The sequence below is a fragment of the Patescibacteria group bacterium genome, from assembly GCA_041645165.1.
GTDB lineage: Bacteria > Patescibacteriota > Patescibacteriia > 2-02-FULL-49-11 > 2-02-FULL-49-11 > 2-02-FULL-49-11.
The window spans coordinates 161,214-182,672 of sequence record JBAZQN010000001.1; the positions used below are offsets into that span (position 1 = coordinate 161,214).

The following is a 21,459-nucleotide window of genomic DNA, read 5'->3' on the forward strand; positions in this document are numbered from 1 at the left end:
TGCGCTTTTTTTTGACAAAATAAAAAAAACAATGTAAGGTAAATTTCTTTTGTTTTAAGTATTTTATATATGCGGATAGCAATGATAGGGCAAAAAGGCATCCCTTGCACCGGAGGAGGGGTGGAGCGGCATGTGGAGGAATTATCCCGTCTGTTGGTGCGTGCAGGCCATGAGGTCCTCGTGTATACGCGTCCGCATTATACTGACAAGAAACGTGCGCGATATCATGGCGTAACACTAAAATCACTCCCTTCTCTCCCCACAAAGCATCTTGACGCTTTGAGCCACTCGTTAATAGGCACTTTCCACGCGATGCGCCAAGGTGTGGATATCATACATTATCATGGCATAGGGCCTTCGTTGTGCGCACCTATCCCTAGGGTATTTACGCCTCATATCAAAGTTATAGGTACGTTCCATTCACAAGATTGGAGGCACCAGAAGTGGGGACTCTTCGCTCGATTCATACTGCGTCTCGGGGCGTGGACTATGACGCATGTGCCACACATTACAATTGCAGTATCGCAAGAAATCAGTGATTTAATTTTTCAGCGTACGGGAAGACGAGTGCCGTATATTCCCACCGGCGTATTGCTCCATAAAAAGAAGCCTCCTTTAAGGCTTTTAGAATCATTTCATCTGCAGAGAGGAAGATATCTTTTGGTCGTCTCGCGTTTTGTCCGCCATAAATCCATTACTGATGCGGTAGAGGCTTTTATCCGTTTGAAGTCGCGTTTTCCAAAAGATGCGCGCATCTCACGCTTAAAACTCGCCTTGGTTGGCGGAGGCGCATTCACTGATGCATATGTGAATGAGATTAAGGCATGCGCGGGTAAGAGAGACGACATCGTGCTTACAGGGTACCAGAAAGGCTATACCCTTCATGCACTGTATGCCCATGCTTTTGCATTTCTCCAGCCTTCAATATCTGAAGGAAAATCTATCGCGCTGCTTGAGGCTATGTCATGGGGATTGCCTATCATTGCCGCAGATATTCCTGAAACGCGGGAAGTGCTTATCCCCGTTCAGCGAAAGGTTTCGGGGGTACTTTATGCGCCGCGCAATATCGCAAACCTCACCCATGCAATGCATGCGCTTATCAATAAACCAAGATACGCCCGACAATTAGGCGCACAGGCGCGCAAAGAGGTTGCCGCCACTTATAATTGGGATACCATTATTTATGATATTATCGCGCTATATGAATGTGCGCTGCAGCAAAGCGATGAATATCATGCGCTCGATTACCGGTTGAGAGAAGCCTAATTGATATCGCATTCAAACGCACTCACTACGCACTCAAACGCAGTTGAGGTGCAGTATTTATTGATTTATTAATCCGTGATACTGGGATCGCCTGGTCCCACTGAATAGATGGCGTCGCCGTTCAATACATAGATTCGCCGCGCTGCTTCATCCGGGTAAAGTCCCCGCAATTCAGTAAACAGCGGGCTCGTATATTGGGCAACTAATGAGCCGTCTTTTTTTAATACGACAACTACGCGGCGTTGGGGTTGGTCGAGGAGATAGAGATAGGGAGAATCTTCCTTAGTCGCGATTGCTTTCACGTTTCCCAAAGGAGGCTGGAGAGGCCTTAAGGCAAATGGCACCCGTTTGCCTTTTTCAAGCCGTATTATGCTGTGGTCGGTGAATGTCACGTACATAGAGCCGTCAATGGCAAAAGTAGTCGCTTGCGATAAGTCTATAGAATCATCTTCTGACCAAGGCGACCATAAATTATACCCCTGATCTGTGCGTTCAAAGCGGTAAATGGAGCGTGTGCGCGCATCAAGCAAATAGATGTGGTCAAGGTATGTCGCATACGCAATTGGCACCATTGACGCGCGAGGCAGTATAAGAGGGTACAATTGGAAGGTGCGGTGTTCGGAATCAAAATTTAACACGCCGAGCGGGTTTTCAGTGAGCACCATCACAGTGCCCGGGGTTGAAGCGATGATATCTACGGGCTTGCCCGCACCATCAGGAAGTTCTGTCATCACGACAATGCGCCTTTCTTTCCCGTCAAATTCATAAATGGCGCCTTCCGCGCGGTTCACCGTATAAAGTTTTCCCTGCTTGAGCGCGAGCCCCATGAGGTCAAACGTATGCGTTTCGCGGAATGATTTTTCCATGGAGACCACTGGTGTGGGATTTGCAATAATAGAAAGCTTATTGATCAATGCAGCGCGCTGTGCAAGCCTTGTTCTTAAGTTTTGAATAGTGGATGCTTGAGTGTCTGAAAGATACTGGGGCGCCGCATTGAGGAGTGCGAGTGTGGCGTCAATGAGCTCAAGCGCATCTTCTTCCTTTTTATCCTTCAGCAGCGACTCTATCTGCGATTCGCGCCGGACGGTTTCTGCAATTATGCGTTCCACATTTTTTGACCCCACGGAGACAAATATGATACGCAGTGAGACAAGCATTAAGAGCGCGATGACTGCTATAGCGATGCGTTTCCGGTGGGAGCTTTGCCGTAATAATGCGATACCTCCCAATATGCTTTTTTTAATCGTGGTTAAAATCGCGACCCAGTTTTTTCTTGTTTTGGGCAATGGAAGAGATGAGATTTTGTTGCGCAGGTGCAAGGCTCTGTCCTTAATGCTTTTTTTTTGGATAAGTCTGATAATAAATGCAGTACCCAGTGTGTCAATAATTTTATTAATTTCTTTTTTATTCCCTTCTTTAAGCTGCTGGGCAAACCGCGTAAGATCGGACTTTCCAGATTCTTTTAATGTGATGAGAATCGCGCCATGTTGGTGCGCGCCCGCCACAAATTCAGTAAATAATTTTTTTCGCCCTACCGAATATTCTGATTGGCATACTTCAATAATGTTTCCTTGTGACAAAAGATACGCGTAGCATTCTCCGCCCGAAGTGATAGCAAAGGAGTCTTTATTGTAGGCGAGTGCGCATACATTTTCTGTATATGATTTCGTGTCCTTGCTCAATTCGTTTACCCTGCTACCTGCATGCTCAAGAGCGCTCTCTAGCGATCCGCGGTTCGCAAAAAAATGTATTGAGAGATGTTTAAAAACTTCATCTCCGTATGACGAATGGCTTAAGGCTACGAGAAATGAAGCTGATGTCTCTCCCGGCCGCAGCCCTTCACGTTGTGACATTAAAATTCCGCCATTATCGGCGATATTGTGTGATATGCAAAATTGGATACCTTTGGGCATACCCAGTATATCAACATCCAACGCCAAACGTGGCGAGGATAGTAGTATTACGTAGTACCGTTGCGACCCTGGAGTATTGATTTATCATAATGGACAGAATAAGCGTTTGGCGATCGGTGAGGGAGGCTTTGATAGAATCTTGAAATGCATTTATACCATTATTTCATGTTTTATTCATTCTCTGTACTCTCATTTCCGCCTCCCTCTTGGATGTTGTATAACTGGGCATAATTTAGAACGTTCGACTCTATCATAATTATGTTTTTTTTGCAAGAGGGTGGGGGATGAACATTTTTAGTGTTCATGCCCACTTGCGCTTTTTTCTGCGTATGATAGGATATGAAACTTCCTTAAGGGCGCTTAAAAAAATAACCTTTCCAATATAATCCTCATTTTATTGCGGCATTAGGCTTATTAACTATAGTACCGCATCAAAGCGGTGAATATGTTATTTTTTTACGGCGCCTAAGATATTTGAGATATCTCACAGAGTTATCCACAGCTACTCTCTTTAATTTGCTATTATGGCGAAAAGATTGATAAATATATCTCTTTCAATTCTCATCGCCTTGGCGCCTTTTTTCTCATGGCACACCGCGCTCAATGCCGCGGAAACAGAAAGTCCCTATCAAGTGCATGAGGTGCTCATCACGTGGCGCAAATCATATCAAAGCCGTTTGGATGAAATGATGCTGCGATTAAGGCATGATATTAACGAAAAGTTCGGAAAAGGCATGAGCGAACAAATTGTCGAGGCGCAATCATATGACGGTTCATTTACACGCATTACGGTGCCTGAAAGCATTGAATTGGGGAAAGCCCTTAAAGTGTTACGTACGATTCCGGGCATTGAAACCGTAACACCTAACTGGCCGATTCACGCGCTCATGATTCCAAATGATCCTTACTATGAGCCGTACCAATGGAACATGAAACTCATCCAAATGCCGGAAGCATGGGACGCGAGTTTGGGCGCTGGCGCGGTAGTGGCAGTGGCAGATTCCGGCATCGCGTATGAAGATTACGGTATGTATAAAAAGGCGCTGGATTTGGGCGGCGTGAGTTTTATGCCCGGATATGATTTTATCAGCCGTGACAGTCATCCGAATGATGAAAATGGCCATGGCACGCACATAGCTGGCATCATCGCGGGCACGCTCAATAATAATATGGGAGTGGCAGGCATCGCGCCGAAAGCGCAGATCATGCCTTTGAAAATTCTTGATAAATATGGATCAGGGACAGTCGCGGGTCTTGCGGAAGCAATCAGATGGGCGGCAGATCATGGCGCGCAAGTGATAAATATGTCAGTAGGGAGCCCAGAACCATCACCTGTGCTCACTGACGCGCTTTCCTACGCCTATCGCAAAGGAGTCGTTTTGGTGAGCGCCGTGGGCAATGACGGGACGGATAAGGTGCTTTATCCTGCCGCAGAAAGAGATTATGTGATTGCCGTAGGCGCTGCAGGGATGGACGGATCGCGCGCGCCGTATTCAAACACCGGTGAGGCAATCGATATACTCGCACCCGGCGGGGATTTTACCGCAGATTATAACCATGACACGTATCCGGACGGTATACTACAACAGACCTTTGCCACACGCGGCCCTCTAATAGATGTACGTTCGTTCTCTTACCGGTTCATGCAAGGGACTTCGGTGGCTGCTCCTCATGTGACAGGCGTTGCAGCGCTTCTTAAGTCACTTGGCGTGCGTGATCCTGCATCGGTTAGATCTATCCTGCGCTCGAGTGCGACTGATATCGGCGCAGAAGGATGGGATCGCGAGACAGGCGCAGGGCTTCTGAATGCCGCAAAAGCGGTTCTCGCGGCGCGCGCGCAGAACTCACTTGTGAATGTAACTAATTCAACCGTTGCGCGAAGTACGGAAATACCATCAGAAGAAAACGCTCCGCAAACTAACGAAGAGATAGCAAGCCAGCCGTCAGTTACCGCTCTCACGCTAACGCTTACTGCACTAAACCAATTTGGGAAGACTGCCACGAAATTTACCTGGTGGGAGCCTATCACAGTACAAGCACGAGTAGTAGACCAAAATGGCAAGCCTGTCGCTGACGCAACCCTCACTATTACCTACAAACAAGGCAGTAAGGAACCAAGCATTTTGAATGGGAAAACAAACACAGACGGCGCAAGCGCATTCGTGATAGGACCTTTCAGCCGGCGCAGTATTATTCAGATTGGAGGGATCGCGGAAAAAGAGGGAATTGCCAGCCCTTTGACTACCCTGCAATTTTCAATTAAGTAACAAATGTCTAGATTTGTAGCGTCGGAGCTTGTCTCCGACTCACGGGTGGCAGACATCCCAGTCATTCGACGGGACAGGAGCTGCTACGCTACCGTGAAACGCGTAATTCCTGTTTAATATCATTTTCTGTGGATAACTGGAGGAAAACTGAAGGTTTTTGGGTGAATTTAGCTTAATTTTGAAATGATAATAAAAATAATATTAAATATTATGCAATAAAATGGCTAACATTAAAAGAAAATACTTGATAATAAAGCTAATATTTAGATTGACAGGGCACCTTGTTTTAGGATAAGATTGGATAACCAAAAAACAACATAAGAAACCAAATAAAAGGCAGAGATAACGATCCCGTGCTCACTTAATCGGAAACAGACGCAGATTCCGCCAGCGGGCGGATACGCAGATATATGCAGATTTTCTTAAAGTGCATGGGACTATTTACGGTATCAGGACAATTTATAGGGCGCAGAATGGAATCCGACTATAACGCTTTATGCGCGGATCAAACGCGAACACACGCGAGAGATCACGCCAATAGACGCGAAAGTTAGATTTCGTTCTGCGCTCTTTATATTGCGCAGATATAAGCAGATGATACGCAGATAGTCGCAGATATGTCATGAGTAAGACTATAAAAATAAAAAAAAGAAATTAACATTTCATTTCAATATCAGCGTTGATCGGCGTTTAATCCGCGTTGATCAGCGAAATGCGTAACATGCATTTGTATTCTTCTCTGTGATCCGGGTTGGTCTGCGCCCCCCGCCCAAACTTTGCCAGATTCAGCAGGCAAATCTGCTGGTGGCAAAACTTGGGCGGGGTCAGATTCCCCAGCCCGGATCAAAGGGAGGAATAAACCGGTCGACATCCAAACTGATCAATGATCTTTGGATCTTTGAACAGGAGGATTGGATTCCATGTGGCGTTACGAGAGGGGGCCCTACCCAATAATGGGCACATAATTATACTCTGGTAACACCATGGCCCAGAACATCACTCCCCGCAAATTTTCGTTTAACGAAACTTAAGCGGGGGACTCCAGAAAGGCGGTGATATACATGAAAAAAATAATCGTAGCACTATCTTTGGCATTGGCTCTCGGTCTCGCATACTCTGCAACCGCAGCCAATTCAATCACCGGTAATGCGTTCGATGATGGCTCTGCCACAATCATTTCTGCGAAGTTCGCCTCACTTAAGATAAAAATCAAGGGGGTGTCAGTGGTGCAAGAGTATGTTGAGAACACTGCCGCATCAGGCGGTTCGTTCGTCGCATGCGGTGAAGATTGCCAGGATGTCACACTCGATTCTGGAAATGCTACTGCCACCACTGACAGCGGACTTGAGGTTGGTACGGTGGAAGTAAAATATGATGGTTTGTCAACCAGCAACAGCGGAACCATTTCTGGCAATAGCGGTGACGACCCAGCTCTCTTAATTGTGGAAAATGAAACAACCAAGGAAAAAGTGAGTATCGACACCTACGAAAATGTCGACTCTGTGGTAGTGGCAGGAAGCGCTACCGGTGGACAGTTCGTAGCAGCAGGGGATGACGCGACTGGTATTGTCGTGAAGACCGGTACATCCGGATCTATCCTTACACGACTTGCAGCCATTGGCGTCAAGTTAGTAACAAGATACGCTCCATAATCAACGTCGTTGCCTGGGGTATTTGGTCTCTCCACTCAAACGGAGGGGCCAGACCCCGAGGCAGTGATTAGTTATCAGTTAATAAGTTATCAGTTTGTGAAGTATTCGACTTATCAGACTTATCCGACCTATAAATCTACAAAGCCTTGGGCGATTTGGACGCTCACCGTTCTTTTGGCGTTGCAGTCCATTTCTGGTGTTGCGATCGCACAAGAAGAGCAAACGCCTGCGCCAGAATCTGCTGGAAATTTCCAGATGCCGACCATGCCGCAAGTACCATCACTGCAAGATATGATGCAAGGTTGGAATTCTAATGGCGTGGTTGACGACGATGATCCGCCGGAAATAGAAGCGCCGGATGAAGATGCTAATGAGGTAGATGAGGATGCAGGCGATACACAGGAAACGCCATCAGTTCCATTAATTCCCACAACTCCTCCATTATCTGACACTGACGGTTCTGGTTCAGGGACAGGAGGCACGCCAAGCGGTACAGGGGTACCATTGAGTGATACCCAGTGGTGGCAAGGGCTTATCCCTTCCATGGGTGGCCCAAGCGGATCTGGTAGTTCACAAACTGCTCAAGATATCCTTGATCTTTGGAATCGGAGCTGGATGCCGACAGAAGAAAAAGAGATTACTACTCCTGGCGCAGGATCTGGCGAGACCACAGGCGGCATTACCAGTCCCGCAGCAACCAGCACGCCCACGACCACTGCGCTTACCATACCCGGTGATACAGGAGGAGAAGTGAATGCCTTAAATGCGACGTCAACCGCAACTACAACTCCTTTGGCAGACGCGGAAAATTCGAACAATACCGGAGAAGGAAGTTTTATAAGTTCTGATACAGTAGCAACAGAAACCGGTATAGAGATCACCAATGTATCAGATGTGACCAATAAACAGGTCATCGCTTCAGATTCCGGCAATAATACTCTTGAATTCGGACAAAGAGGGGAGGGCGGGATTACTACTGGGCAGTCAGATACGACCGCGAAAGGCGATTTTGAGTTGAATACGGTTGAGGTGAGAGAAACAGGAGAAATGACTCCAGACCAGACAGGCTGCGCTGATTGCTGGGCAGTCTGGAACATGGGTTCAGTCGCGCTGAATGAAAATACTGGCGAAGACTCCAATAATCAGGCGACCGCTGATGTGGACCGCGATTATACGGTGGTAAATAACAACATCGCCTATCTGGGCAATGACTATCTCATCTCCGGCAACAGCGGCCGAAACCGCGTACTCGCAGGATTTAGTTTCAAGGACGGTTGGGTAGAAACCGGCAATGTTAAAGTGCGCTCAAATATCATCAATAAAGTGAATACGAACATTATTGATTTAAACGGCGTGGAAGCGATCTGGAGGCCGTTCGTGCTTGATATCAATGGCGAATACAATGAGGACATAGATCTCTTCGAACTTATCGCGAGCAGATTTGGCGGCACACGCGGCATTTATGCAGACGCGAATAATACGAATACGGGCGAGGATTCCCTGAATCTCGCGGCCGCAAGCATTGAAGAGCGCACTGATATAGAGGTGAACAACCAGGGGTTGATTGAAAACGATTACGGAATAGAGGGCATATCAGGTAAGAACAGCATTTTTGCAGGCACCAAAATAAAGCGCACACGAGTGGATACAGGCAATGTTGACGTATCTACGAACCTTTTCAATTTCTTAAATACGAATATCATCGGCGGAGAAGCAACCGTGGCAGTAATAAATATCTTCGGCAATTTTAAGAAAAATATTTTACTTCCCTCGTTTGACCAGATTTTCCCCCACGTGGGCCCTCGCATAGCCACAGGCGCCGATGCATCCGCGTCCATTGAAGGCGCCACAGGAGACTCTATAAATAATGCGGTCGCAATCGCGACGAATGATACGGAAATTACCGTGCAAAATTATGGCGGTGTCATAAACGAACTCAAGAATCGCGCAAATTCAGGAGAAAATGAAAACGTATTTGGCGATGATGGAGATAACATCACGGTAAAGACTGGCAAAGCGAAAGCGCAGACAAATGTGCTCACCCTTGCGAACCGCACCTGTATCGGCTGCGGATGGTTTTCCGGATTCTTTAACATCCTCGGCGATTGGAGCGGCCGGGTGAGCGGATTGCCTGATACGGCAAAAAGAGAAGGGAATGGTAAAAGCTTCGTGGTATCGGTAGAAGACACAGATGTGCCGGGTTTGGGTGGCAATGGAGTATCTGCGGACGCTTCGATAAACGGCACTGGCGATGATTCATTCAATGGTTCTGCGGCAGTTGCAGCAAGAAGCGTGAAAGTAAAAACAGCCAATGAAGGCGCTGTTATCAATAAATTAAACCAGGTCGCTGATTCCGGTTCCAATACCATAGCTGCAATTGACGGCAAAGATATTACCGTGAACACCGGTGATGTAAGCTCTGCTATGAATGTGGGCACCATTTTGAATACTGATGTGATTGGCGGGAAACTCGTCACCTTGGCGGTAAACTTGTTCGGCTCATGGGATGGTGATTTCATAATCGGCGATCCTACTGACGTAGGCGTGTCGCTCACCGCAACACCCTCGCCATCGCCCGCAGCATTGGGAGGTACCATAACGTATCAAATCAATGTGACGAATGCCGCAAATGGCAAGACCACGGACGCCTCAGTGAAGGTGACGTATGACAATGCAAGAACCACTCTCGCGAATGCCGGCAACGGTACTGCAGGAGAGGGGAATGTAAGTTTTTCATTCCTTGGGCTTGTGCCGGGCGCACAAGCGTCAGCAACCTTCAGCGTCACCATAAAGAATACCCTCGGATCCGGCACGCATATTATAAATGCAACTGCGGCCGCATCATCCTCAACTGCTGATAATAATTCAGCAAACGACCAGTCGAGCGCTGCGGTGTCAGTGACTGTTGGCCAATCAGGCAACACGAATCCAGGTAATAATGATGAAGGTACGGTAGGAGGAACAGTTTTGCCTGGTGGCGATACCTCATATCAGAATACTAATCCCTCCGCAGGCAATAACACCGGTGGCACTAGTATCGGCAGCGCCACGTCAGGATCAGATACGGTGTTTAGCATTACTAAGACCTCAAGCGCTCCTTCCACAGGCGTTGCTCCCGGTAGCACCGTGCCCTATAAGATTACCTTGCAAAATAACAGGTCAGTGCCGGTAAACGATGTAAAAGTATACGATAAGCTCAAGAACGAAGGCGGGCTCGTGGTATTTGAAAATTCATGGGATCTGGGTCAAGTGGCGCCGAATGAAAAAGTAGTCATAGATTATACCGTTATATTTTCTTCTGAAGCGCCCGCGGGTTACTATACGAATACGGCGTATGCGTCAGGATTCGACCAATCAAATACAGTGACAAAATCGCCGAATGCCACGTTTAAACTTCGGATAGCGCTCGGTACCGCATTATTGAACGGCACGATAGAAGGCGCGGGTGTAAGCGGCACGGGAAGCGGCACAGGAGGCGTGGCAGGGCTGGCAACAGAGACAGCGCCCTTGTCCGATACTCCGGATAATGCAGCCTCGATACCGCTCAATAACGATGCGCCTATCGGCGATATTAATGCAATTTATTCACCTGACTATGCCTCTGCAGAAGTAATCGCGCCTGAAAATACGGTGATGGACATTGCCAAGGGCACGGTCATCAGGACCATTGGAGTCAAATCCGCATCTGCCGCCGGGCTTAACGCTGATCTGCTCGCAAACCTTGTTGCCGATCCGCAGTCACCGCTTACGCAGACGCTGACCAATAGGGTTCCTTTGCCGGCCAGCCAGCTCATGGCGCGTACCATAATGTTCGGCCTCCTTTCATTGCTCTTTTTCTTCTTTGCCTTCCTTATCGCGCGACGCCGCAGGAGAACTGAAGCAAGCGTAGCGCAGACTCCTTATTGGTTCCTATAAGATAATTAACATCTTAAAACAGTTTTAGTATTTTACACAGACAGCAAACCTGTCTGTGTAATTATGTGATGATGTTTAACGTGAAGTCGCAGACGAGCCTGCCTGCGCAGGCAGGCTGCGACGTTACTTGAGTTGGCTCTTCAGACATTTGTGTGGGTAATTTACGGATAGTCTCACTCCGGATTTCCCCTCTTAAAGTAAGAGGGGCTAGTGCCGTTACAATTTAATTCGGCTATAACTGATATGCTTATTTTACCGTCTGTATTGAAATACTAATCTCTTGCATGTCGCAAAACTTAATTGTAACGGTACTAGGGGAGTTATGAGAGGGACGCATGAAAAGGCTTTGATTCGCCAAAAGTCTGCATATGCGCCCCGTCATAACCCACCCTCACCCTCCCTTATCTTTCAGCCCGAGGCTTCAGCCATAGGCTGATCTGCCTCTGGCATGAGATCCGCCTTCGGTGGAAAGGGAGGGGGCTGGTGGAACCGCTCACGAGACCCATCGTACCCACAGAAAACCCGGAAGAACCCTTGAGTTATCTGGTATTTTGGATGCCGCTTGACAGTAAAAGGCGGTTAGTAGTATCTTTAGCACGATTATAGGCATTACTTCCTCCACGTGTGGGGAAGTTCCAATTTAATTTATGCCAGGATATAACCAATTAACCTATCTCACGAAAGAAGGGTATGAAAAGCTAAAGGAAGAGCTTCATACGCTCAAGACCGTGAAGCGGAAGGAAGTGGCATGGCGCATCCAGCAGGCGAAAGAACTGGGCGATTTATCGGAAAATGCCGAATATACGGAAGCCAAGAACGAACAGGCGTTCCTCGAAGGCAGGATTGCAGAACTTGAGAATGTCATAAAAAACGCTGAAATTATTTCTTCCCATGAGCGTCCCGCGGGCGGCATGGTGGAGGTGGGGTCACGCATCAAAGTAAAGACTCAAGATGGCGGGGAAGCAGAATTCACTATTGTCGGTTCCCAAGAGGCTGATCCAAAATCCGGCATTATCTCGAATGAGTCTCCCCTCGGGCGCGCATTTTTGGGTCACATGGTAGGTGATAAGATAGAAGTGCAAGTTCCCAAAGGAATTGTGACGTACAAAATTGTAAAAGTTTTTTAAAGATTGCAGGTAACATATTTGCACGTTACCGTTAATGCCCACTTATAGTCCTCGCCGCTCGGAATGCACAATTTTTTTGCGGACGCGATCTCGCGGCCATGACGCTTATGCCCGTCTGACACGGGCATAAGTCCTCGAAAAACTGACATTCCTTCACGTCGAGGTGAAGGCAGTGAGTAGTTACACATTTACCCCCTTATTTAGGGGGTAATTTTGTACTATCAGATCTATTGCATAATCTGCGCTGAGAAGGATATAATTATCTCTAGTATGACAGAGAAACAATCGGAACGCGCGACGCGGCTGGAGCGTCTGCACATGCTCAAAGCGCAGGGGGTAGATCCCTATCCCAGTATTGTTGCGCGCACGCATACCGTAAAGGCAGTTCTTGATGCGGGCGACAGCCTCAAAGAAACACACGTGGTTCTTGTGGGCAGGGTGCGCGCGCTTCGGTCGCACGGGAAAACAACTTTTTTAGACATCGAAGACGGTACGGGAAAAATGCAGATCTACGCAAAATATGATAATTTAAAGGATGGGTACGACCGTCTTATTGAAACGCTTGATGTTGCAGATTTCATAGAAGCAAAAGGGACTTTTTTCCGTACGAAAGTAGGGGAGCCCACCCTTCTCACAGAAAGCGTCCGCATAATCGCGAAGGCATTAGAGCCGTTGCCGGAAAAGTGGCACGGACTGCAGGATCCGGAATTGCGCTATCGCAAGCGTTATTTGGATTTTCTCGTCAACACGGACGCAAAAAAAGCGGCAGAGACAAGGATCGCGCTGACCCAGGCAATACGCGAATTTTTCAATGCGCATGGCTTTATGGAAGTGGAAACTCCCATTCTCCAGCCGATTGCGGGCGGTGCATCTGCGCGGCCGTTTGTCACCCATCATAATGCGCTCGGCACGGATTTCTATCTGCGGGTCGCGCCGGAATTGTATTTGAAGCGGCTGATTGTCGGCGGTTTTGAAAAGGTATATGAGATAGCCCGTTGTTTCCGCAATGAGGGTATGGATCGCGCCCATAATCCGGAATTTACGCAGATAGAATTTTATTGGGCCTATGCCGATTACCGGCAACTGATGCAGCTGTCAGAGGAGCTGATGACCTTCCTGCTCGAGCGCATCGTGGGCAGTACCACTATCATCCTTGAAGGAAAAGAAATTAATTGTAAGCCGCCCTATCCGCGCATGAGCTTTCAGGAAGCACTAGAGGAAAAGGCAGGCATACAGGGAGTGTATGCGTTGCCTGATGCGTCTTTGGTAAAAATTGCGCGGGATAAAGGCATCGAGGTTGAAGCGGGGTGGGGGAGAGGGAGGCTGTATGATGAATTGTGGAAGCATTTGATACGTCCTGCCATAACTTCGCCGGTATTTTTAATTGATCATCCTCTAGAGCTCTCGCCGCTCGCAAAGCGCAAAGCCGACAATCCTGCGCTGACTGAACGTTTCCAGCTCATTATCGGGGGAGTGGAGCTTATAAATGCATTCAGCGAATTAAACGATCCTATAGACCAAGAAGAGCGTTTCCGTGAACAGGAAAAAGCGCATGAGGCAGGCGATGAAGAGGCGCAGCGCTATGATGAAGATTTCATAGATGCGCTCCGCCATGGCATGCCGCCCACCGCCGGATTCGGCATGGGCATTGACCGCCTTGCCGCGCTTCTTGCCGGCACCCATGCGATCAAAGAGGTTATTTTATTCCCAACCTTAAGGCCAAAAATAAATGACTCGCAAAATATTTTACTAAAGGCAACCAATCGCGAGCCACAGCAAAATAACATTCCACATACTATGTACCCTCGCGAGAATGCGCTCAAACTGCTCCGCACTCATGTGAAGAATGAAAACCTTATCAAGCACATGCTTGCCGCTGAAGCGGTCATGAGGGCGCTTGCAGAGAAATTCGAAGGCAATGCTGATGAATGGGGGCTCGCGGGACTGCTTCATGATATTGACTGGGAAGAAACGCAGGATAATCCGCACAGCCACTCTCTGGTATCTAGCGAATATCTCGCGCATGAAGGAGTCGGTTCCGAAGTGGTGCAGGCTATAAAAACGCACAATCATCTCCATGGCATCATCCCACAAACACCGCTTGAGAAAGCGCTTTACAGCGCAGAAGAGCTTACTGGGTTGTTGGTCGCATGCGCGCTCGTCCAGCCAACAAAAAAATTAGCAGACGTGAGCGTTGATGGAGTCCTAAAAAAATTCAAACAGCCGTCATTTGCCAAAGGAGTCAATAGAGAAATTATTCTCAAATCAGAAGAATTATTAGGAATAAATTTACAGGATCTTATAGAATTAGAATTGCGTGCTATGCAGGAAATGGCTGATACGTTGGGATTATGATATTATACGACACATCATATGATAGATATTAATTTCATCCGTGAACATCCCGATAAGGTTCGTTGGGCGTTAGAGATTAAAAAGATCAGCCTCGATATTGATGAATTTTTGCATATTGATAAAAAACGAAATGCAGCACTGCGCGAACTGGAAGAATTGCAGAGAAAACGGAATGAAATAGCTGCAAGCGGGAGAACAGGCAACTTGAATCAAAGAGAAGAAGGCAAGCTGATCAAACAAAAGTTAGGGGAGCAGGAAAAGAGATTTGAGACACTTGATGAAATATACGAAAATTTCATGGTGCAGATGCCCACCATTCCCGCAGCCGATACACCCATTGGCAATGATGAGAGGGGGAATGTCGAGGTAAAGAAATGGGGGGAGCCTTCGCAATTCAGCTTCACACCCAAAGACCATGTGCAAATCGGTCGCGATCTTGATCTCCTTGATTTGGAAAAAGGTGTAAAGGTGAGCGGTTATCGCGGATATTATGTGAAAAATGAAGCGGTTATGCTCCAAATGGGCGTGATGATGTACGCTTTGCAAAAGGCAATTCAGAAGGGTTTCAAACCAATGATTCCACCCACCTTAGTAAATGAATTCGTGCTTTTTGGCAGCGGATACTTCAAGGGAAAAACTTATAATCCTGATACCGATGAAATTTATAAAATTGATAATAACGAGAAAGAGGCGAATGGCGCGGTGAAAAAAGAAAATAAATTTTTAGTGGGAACTGCAGAGCCTTCGCTCCTTGCATATTATGCAGATGATATTCTTAAAGAAAAGGATCTCCCGTTAAAAATATGCGGATTTTCTCAGTGTTATCGGAGTGAGATAGGAAGTTATGGCAAAGACACTAAGGGCATATATCGCGTTCACGAATTTATGAAAGTAGAATTGGTGTGCATTACGAAAGCAGATGTGGATACTGCAGATAGTCTGCATGAGGAGCTTATAGCATTTTCACGCGAATTGCATGAAGATTTAGGGCTCCCATACCGGCAACTGCGTATTTGCTCAGGAGACCTCTCTGCGGGCAAGTACAAACAGTTTGACACAGAAGCATGGATTCCAAGCCGTCAAGCGTATGGAGAGACAGGCTCTGCGTCTAATTTTCTCGATTGGCAATCACGAAGACTTAATGTGCGGTACCGAACGGACGATGGCGATATAAAATATGTATATATGCTCAATGATACCGCACTACCTTCACCGAGAATCCTTATCTCAATTCTTGAAAATTATCAGCAGGCTGACGGCAGCATTAAGGTCCCGGAAGCGCTTTTGCCTTACATGAATGGCATACATACGATACACCGGGGGAGTGTTTAAGCCTTCTCTCAAATACTATTTATAAATGAGACTAATATTATCCGACGCTTAACTGCTTGTCTTAAGCAAAATGTTTTTGGGTTTATTCCATCATGCCAATCATTTGCCTGCACGACGCAAAAAAAAAGATTATTACGAACATGCGTATAAAAATCCGCACCGTGCAGATCCCAAAAGAGGAATTGACACCAGACTAATTTTTTTATTGTGCGGGGTTTCAATCCTCGTGAGTATATGTTATTGGCTATTTTTCTCCGGAGCTTTCCGCGTAACCATCATTGATATTTTAAACGCGCAGAGTATTGACCCGCACAATATTGAAGCATTGGTAAGGCTTGAGCTAGGCAAAAAAAAATTATTTACGATTCCCTACGGCGCAAGCCTTTTTTTTATTGATTCGCAGCGTATTGAACAAGCGATATTGAACGAATTTCCTGTTAAAAAGGTTGAAGTCAAACCCTCATTGCCGCATCGTCTCATTATTGATTTGGAAGAACGCATCCCGCGTTATATTGTCAAAACCGCGCAAGGAGGGGAGCCATTAGCCATTGATGACGAGGGGATAGCCCTTGGGCCTGCGGTATTGGGTGAGCAGTGGCCTTCTTGGGTCATTACCGCGCCGGCATTGTTGAGCACCACCACAGGCGCTGCAGCGCTTCCTCGCAGTGCGCTTTCATTCCTGAACGCGCTGGAGGCCTCATCTGCGCATATACGCCAGGGCTACCGCATTCAGGAGGTTGACCTTACTCGCATTCCTTTGCACGATATATCAGTAAAGACATCTGAACAGTGGGTTATCTTAATATCAGATGCCTTTGATACCGATTTGCAGCTTTTAAACGTCGATAGAGCGCTTGTAGAAATGAAGGATGAAAGAAAGGTTATCCAATACATTGATGTGCGCATACCGACGAAGATATTTTACAAGTGACTTAAGATTGCGCAGATAAGTGCTTGGGGCGGATAACATATAATGTCCGACTCTAGATATCTAACGTCCGCATATTCCCCTCTTAACAAAAGAAGGCCCGTGAAGAGGCCTTCTTAATGTTTGACGTATAGCCATTTATTCTGGAAATATACCACCCGTCGAAAAATAAATGGTTATATTACCCATTGAAAAGCTATTTACTACTGTTGACGTCGCCGATCCAGTAATAATACTACCGCCCACTATATCCTCTCCCGCAATTATGCTATTTTGCCCGGTGATAATGCGTTGGCGTGTTATTATTGTCGCATTGGATGTGGCGCGAGGTCTTATGATAATGGATGATCTGCTTCTTACGTTGCAGATATATGTTGGATCATCTGCTACGTTATCAGTGATATTGCACGTTGCTACTGCTAAGACAGGTGATGCAAATAATAGGGAGATGCCGATGCCGCTAATAATACCAAAGAAAAGTTTTTTCATATGGTTGGTCTGCGCCTTTTTATTTTTATAATTTGTTTTCGACCTTTCTCCCCTCCCCTCGTTATTATCAATAGAATAAATCATCTGATCTGTAACAAAAATAAATACAGAAATCTATTACGGAATATAATCCAGCGGGTTAACAGGTATTCCCTGTTGGCGGATTTCAAAATGCAGATGTGGTCCTGTAGTGAGTCTCCCTGCGCCGGGGGTGCCCGGAGTGCCACCTGACAAGCCTATTACCTGCCCTTGCGTGACAAATTCATCACTGCGCACATAAATTTTCGATAAATGGCCGTACACCGTCGCATACCCGTCATTATGGATTAGCATTATGTAGGAGTAGCCCATGCCCGCGTCTTTTGCAATGCCCACATAACCGCTGGCTGCGGCGTGCACGGATGTTTTGTAGGCCGCCTTAATATCAATGGCGGGATGTTCAAAAATATAGCGATAAGGGTAGTCAGGGTCATGGAAATATGCGGTAATCACATTAGGCGGAACCGGCCACGCAAAAATAGTATTGCCAAGCGCTTGCAATTTTTTCAAACGTTCGCCTTTCTGCATCTCTGCGCGCAGTTTTTTTTCTATAGTGCTCACCTCTGACTCGATCGCGTTTTGTTCGCGTTTTGCGCTTTCCAGCAAGGACGTATATTTTGTCTCAGAACGGCGGGTATCGACAAGCAACTGAGCTTTTACAGAACGCTGCGATCCCAGCTGGAGCTGCTGTTCATCAAGCTGTGATTTTAACTGCACGAGTTGCTCTTGTTTTGCCGTTAATTCTGCATGTTTCAATTCCGCTTCTTTTTTCACGCGGTCATATTCATTGACTGTAGCGGCAATGGAGGACTGCAGTTGCTCAATGTTTTTTATATCATGGTAGTATTCGGAAAGATTGTCATGTGTCAGGAGCGCAAACATCTCCTGCATCCCCTCTCGCTGCTTGAGATAACGGAGGTTCGCCGCAAGCTCAGCGCGTTTCAAGAGGAGTGATCGCTCATATTGGGCAATTAATTCCTGCGTTTGCTCAATTTCCATTTGCGTCTCGCCGATTTCCTCTTCGGTAAGTTTTATGGAAAGTTCGAGCCGCTGTACCTGGTCATTGATAATAGCAATTTGATTTGACAGGGAGGCAGCTTGCGATTGGCGAAGTCGGATACTCTGCGCATACGTGGAAATTTCACGTTTCAGGTGGTCTATGGATTCTTTTTTCTGATCTATGCTCGTTTGCAATGATTGCACATTGCCATATTGCGCATACACATAAATAAGACCCGGCAATAATAAAAATACGGCGATGATTGCGATCGCCAGTATCTGTAATCTATTTTTTTTATTAAAACGATGAGCTGCGCTGTCTCTCATGCCGTTATTGTAGCAAATTTTGCTCATCTTGTAAACCCCGTCATATCAAATTTTAGCCTTTCTTAGACGACATGAGATCTCCAGTTTATGCGTTGAGAGTTTGAAGCGATTCAATTGCGTTTTCAATTCTTTTAATCGTTTCATCCTTACCAAGAATGTTCATTAATTCAAAAGGGCTGGGACTTTGCTCTTTGCCGCTTAAGGCCACGCGAAGCGGCCAAAGAATCTGGCTGTTGGTCCTTTGTGTATCTTTTATCCACGCCTTCAATGTGGTATCAAAGTCAGGAGCTTTAAACATATTTTCCGGCATCGTGTGGAAGTACTCCTTGGTTTCAATTAGGTGGGCTATGGCCGTATCGCGCTGTTCCCCTTTCCCTATGAGCAGTGATGCGTCGTAGAAGGGGCGGTCAAAAAGATATTCAAGATCTTGCCCGATGTCTTTGAGCACAACGAGCCTGGTCTGAAGCAGTGCAGCCACAGATTGCATATAGTCATCGCGAATAATGCGCTTATCGAGGGTAAGCCACTCCCCTTTTTCAAGCGGGGTGATAAGGCCTGATGCGGTTAAATGCGGGATGGCTCTCGAGGCGAGATCTTCAAGGGGCATCAGTTTGATATAGTGCTTATTTATCCAGTTTAATTTTTCATAATTGAATACGGCAGGAGATTTTTGGATGCCTTCGAGGCTGAACAGTGCGAGCATTTCTTCTTTCGTAAAAATCTCTTGCTCGTTTCCCTTACCAGGATTCCAGCCAAGTAAAAGGGTGAAATTTAGAAGCGCATGGGGCAGGTATCCGGCATCCCGCATTGCCAGTACCGAAATTGCGCCATGGCGCTTGCTGAGTTTAGTTCTGTCGGGCGCTAAGATTAAAGGGAGATGGCCGAATTGGGGAATTTCCCAGCCTAATCCTTGGTAGAGCAATATATGTTTTGGTAGCGAGGGCAGCCAATCATCGCCCCGCAATACATGCGTGATGCCCATAAGGTGATCGTCAACGACGTTGGCGAGATGATAAGTGGGGTATTGGTCAGATTTCAGAAGCACTTGATCGTCCACAAGGCGTAAATCAAATGTGACATCACCGTGAATTAAATCATTTACTGTTATCGTTCCTTTCTCTGGTATTTTAAGCCGAATGACGTATGGCGCGTTTGACGCCAACTGCTTTGCAATTTCATCCGATGATAATGCGGCGCAATGTTTGTCATACATGGACGGTTGTTTATTCGCTTCTTGCTCTTTCCTCATTTTTTCCAGCCTTTGAGGTGTGCAAAAACACCGGTATGCAACTCCCTTCTCTAGAAGTATTTCAGCGTACTTACGATACTCCTCTATTCTTTGCGATTGAAAATACGGCCCTCCTTCTCCTTTTTCTGCAATTAAGTCATCCATATTGGAATTTGGGATTTGCCCGATCATACGATCGGGCATCCGGTCGGATGACCGGATGAATTTAGGATTTTTCATTATTGGTCCTTCATCCCAATCAAGCCCTGCCCATGCAAGCCCTTCTAAGATTGATTTTACGCTTTCAGGTTTGTAGCGCGTTTGATCTGTATCTTCAATGCGGACAATAAATTTGCCCTTGCGCTGCCGCGCGAAGAGCCAATTAAATAGCGCCACGCGGAGCGTGCCAATGTGCATGTCTCCTGTAGGCGATGGGGCAACTCTTACACAAATTTGATTAATATTCATACTAATAGGCCATTTTGCGCATTTAAATGCGCTGTAACGAACTTATCCTATCATTTACGTGATTTTGTCGCAATGAGAAACATGAAGCGCACTGTAGCGTTTATTATACGAAAGATGCGCCACGGCTGGAGTATAAGCCGCCAAAGCCATTCCAAGCCCATAGCGCGTATAAAATTCGGCGCGCGGGCCACATTGCCCGCGAGAAAATCAAAAGCGCCGCCCACGCCCATGGCAATTTTTACGGAAGGCATGCGAGACAAGTGTTCGGCTATCCAGAGCTCTTGCTTCGGCTGTCCTAACGCCACAAATAATATCTGCGTTTTAAAAAGTCGAATACGTTTTATTACTTCCTCAATATTTTGTTCCTTGTTCCTTGTTCCTTGTTCTTTTTCAGGAATTCCCTCATCGCCATGGATATATAATCCCGGAAATTGCTGGCGCAAGCGGTGTGCGGCCCTTTCTGCAGTATCCCCTCTTCCGCCAAAAAGATATACATTCCAACCATGCGTTGCGGCAAGCGAACACAAATACTGAACGCATTCAACGCCAGTAAGCCTTACGGGCGGAGGCAGTTTTAATAGTTTTGCAGCCAGTTGTATTCCAAATCCGTCAGTAAGGGCAAGCGATGCGTGTTGCAGGGCATGAGCAAATGACGGATCGTGCTGCGCGCGAACCACTGCTTCGGGATTGATAGATACCAAATGATGTTGTGTATTGCCTTGAATAAAAGTAAACGCAAATTGCCCAAGCTCTACTTTAGTTGTTGCATCTACGCGGATATTTAAGATTTCCATATGTCGTAAGTATACAATGGAATTGGTATTCGCATAATAGTGAGCATTTTAGTGGGTTATAAAGGAAAGGTAAGTGTTCACTGATGTCGTCATTCTGAACGAAGTCCCGATGGAATCGGAACGAAGTGAAGAATCTCCCACGGATGTGGGCCGGCATACGCCGGGGATCCTTCCCCCGCATTTGCGGGGTCAGGATGACAGAGGGGGGTCCTGTGAACATATACTTTAAAGGGGAGTATTTTCCAGTCAAGGAATGAGCCCCAAATCAATAGTCACCAGGGACTGTGATTTTCAATAGCGCGTTAAAAGTTTTTTCTCAATTTCTCAAATAAGGCGGCCTTTGCTTTTTTCATCTCCTCG

The 21,459-nt window shown here is 46.6% G+C and carries 13 protein-coding genes; 8 read left to right on the forward strand and 5 right to left on the reverse strand.

Annotation, left to right across the window (positions count from 1 at the left end):
* Positions 1–69 precede the first annotated feature (69 nt).
* Complete coding sequence (locus WC659_00765; protein ID MFA4872454.1) at positions 70–1,266, forward strand: glycosyltransferase family 4 protein; 1,197 nt, start codon at positions 70–72, stop codon at positions 1,264–1,266.
* Between the two features lie 68 nt (positions 1,267–1,334).
* On the opposite strand, the gene WC659_00770 is transcribed toward WC659_00765, so the two are convergent.
* The gene (locus WC659_00770) at positions 1,335–3,179 is read right to left on the reverse strand and encodes a hypothetical protein (protein ID MFA4872455.1); all 1,845 of its coding nucleotides are present in this window, start codon (positions 3,177–3,179) and stop codon (positions 1,335–1,337) included.
* A gap of 524 nt (positions 3,180–3,703) precedes the next feature.
* Here WC659_00770 and WC659_00775 point away from each other — a divergent pair.
* The 7 genes from WC659_00775 (at position 3,704) to WC659_00805 (ending at position 16,758) form a co-directional block, all read left to right on the forward strand.
* Entirely contained in the window at positions 3,704–5,446 is a 1,743-nt protein-coding gene (locus WC659_00775; protein ID MFA4872456.1) for a S8 family serine peptidase, read from the forward strand.
* A gap of 1,061 nt (positions 5,447–6,507) precedes the next feature.
* Positions 6,508–7,098 carry a hypothetical protein gene (locus WC659_00780; GenBank protein MFA4872457.1) on the forward strand — a complete coding sequence of 197 codons (591 nt, stop codon included), beginning with the start codon at positions 6,508–6,510 and terminating at the stop codon, positions 7,096–7,098.
* Between the two features lie 96 nt (positions 7,099–7,194).
* Positions 7,195–11,013 (forward strand): hypothetical protein, encoded by a 3,819-nt coding sequence (locus WC659_00785; protein ID MFA4872458.1) that lies wholly within the window; start codon positions 7,195–7,197, stop codon positions 11,011–11,013.
* Between the two features lie 647 nt (positions 11,014–11,660).
* Positions 11,661–12,140: a transcription elongation factor GreA gene (greA, locus tag WC659_00790; GenBank protein ID MFA4872459.1), complete on the forward strand. Its 480-nt coding sequence runs from the start codon at positions 11,661–11,663 to the stop codon at positions 12,138–12,140.
* A gap of 270 nt (positions 12,141–12,410) precedes the next feature.
* Positions 12,411–14,495, forward strand: coding sequence for a lysine--tRNA ligase (lysS, locus tag WC659_00795; GenBank protein ID MFA4872460.1), 2,085 nt, complete (start codon positions 12,411–12,413; stop codon positions 14,493–14,495).
* An 18-nt stretch (positions 14,496–14,513) separates the two neighbouring features.
* Positions 14,514–15,827: a serine--tRNA ligase gene (gene serS / locus WC659_00800; protein MFA4872461.1), complete on the forward strand. Its 1,314-nt coding sequence runs from the start codon at positions 14,514–14,516 to the stop codon at positions 15,825–15,827.
* A gap of 103 nt (positions 15,828–15,930) precedes the next feature.
* A complete protein-coding gene (locus WC659_00805) occupies positions 15,931–16,758 on the forward strand; it encodes an FtsQ-type POTRA domain-containing protein (GenBank protein ID MFA4872462.1) in 828 nt (275 codons plus the stop codon).
* 135 nt (positions 16,759–16,893) lie between these two features.
* Here the strand turns inward: WC659_00805 and WC659_00810 are convergent, their stop codons facing one another.
* The 4 genes from WC659_00810 to WC659_00825 all read right to left on the reverse strand — a co-directional run bounded on the left by WC659_00810 (position 16,894) and on the right by WC659_00825 (position 21,099).
* Complete coding sequence (locus WC659_00810; GenBank protein ID MFA4872463.1) at positions 16,894–17,244, reverse strand: hypothetical protein; 351 nt, start codon at positions 17,242–17,244, stop codon at positions 16,894–16,896.
* Positions 17,245–17,361: 117 nt separating this feature from the next.
* A complete protein-coding gene (locus WC659_00815; GenBank protein ID MFA4872464.1) occupies positions 17,362–18,609 on the reverse strand; it encodes a peptidoglycan DD-metalloendopeptidase family protein in 1,248 nt (415 codons plus the stop codon).
* Positions 18,610–18,694: 85 nt separating this feature from the next.
* Positions 18,695–20,305 carry a glutamate--tRNA ligase gene (gltX, locus tag WC659_00820; protein MFA4872465.1) on the reverse strand — a complete coding sequence of 537 codons (1,611 nt, stop codon included), beginning with the start codon at positions 20,303–20,305 and terminating at the stop codon, positions 18,695–18,697.
* 50 nt (positions 20,306–20,355) lie between these two features.
* Positions 20,356–21,099, reverse strand: a complete 744-nt coding sequence (locus tag WC659_00825) for a WecB/TagA/CpsF family glycosyltransferase (protein MFA4872466.1) — start codon at positions 21,097–21,099, stop codon at positions 20,356–20,358.
* Between the last annotated feature and the right edge of the window lie 360 nt (positions 21,100–21,459).

Coding starts and splice junctions, on each gene's coding strand:
- WC659_00765 (MFA4872454.1), top strand. CDS start 70: ATGCGGATAGCAATGATAGGGCAAAAAGGCATCCCTTGCACCGGAGGA.
- WC659_00770 (MFA4872455.1), bottom strand. CDS start 3,179: ATGCCCAAAGGTATCCAATTTTGCATATCACACAATATCGCCGATAAT.
- WC659_00775 (MFA4872456.1), top strand. CDS start 3,704: ATGGCGAAAAGATTGATAAATATATCTCTTTCAATTCTCATCGCCTTG.
- WC659_00780 (MFA4872457.1), top strand. CDS start 6,508: ATGAAAAAAATAATCGTAGCACTATCTTTGGCATTGGCTCTCGGTCTC.
- greA (MFA4872459.1), top strand. CDS start 11,661: ATGCCAGGATATAACCAATTAACCTATCTCACGAAAGAAGGGTATGAA.
- lysS (MFA4872460.1), top strand. CDS start 12,411: ATGACAGAGAAACAATCGGAACGCGCGACGCGGCTGGAGCGTCTGCAC.
- serS (MFA4872461.1), top strand. CDS start 14,514: ATGATAGATATTAATTTCATCCGTGAACATCCCGATAAGGTTCGTTGG.
- WC659_00810 (MFA4872463.1), bottom strand. CDS start 17,244: ATGAAAAAACTTTTCTTTGGTATTATTAGCGGCATCGGCATCTCCCTA.
- WC659_00815 (MFA4872464.1), bottom strand. CDS start 18,609: ATGAGAGACAGCGCAGCTCATCGTTTTAATAAAAAAAATAGATTACAG.
- gltX (MFA4872465.1), bottom strand. CDS start 20,305: ATGAATATTAATCAAATTTGTGTAAGAGTTGCCCCATCGCCTACAGGA.
- WC659_00825 (MFA4872466.1), bottom strand. CDS start 21,099: ATGGAAATCTTAAATATCCGCGTAGATGCAACAACTAAAGTAGAGCTT.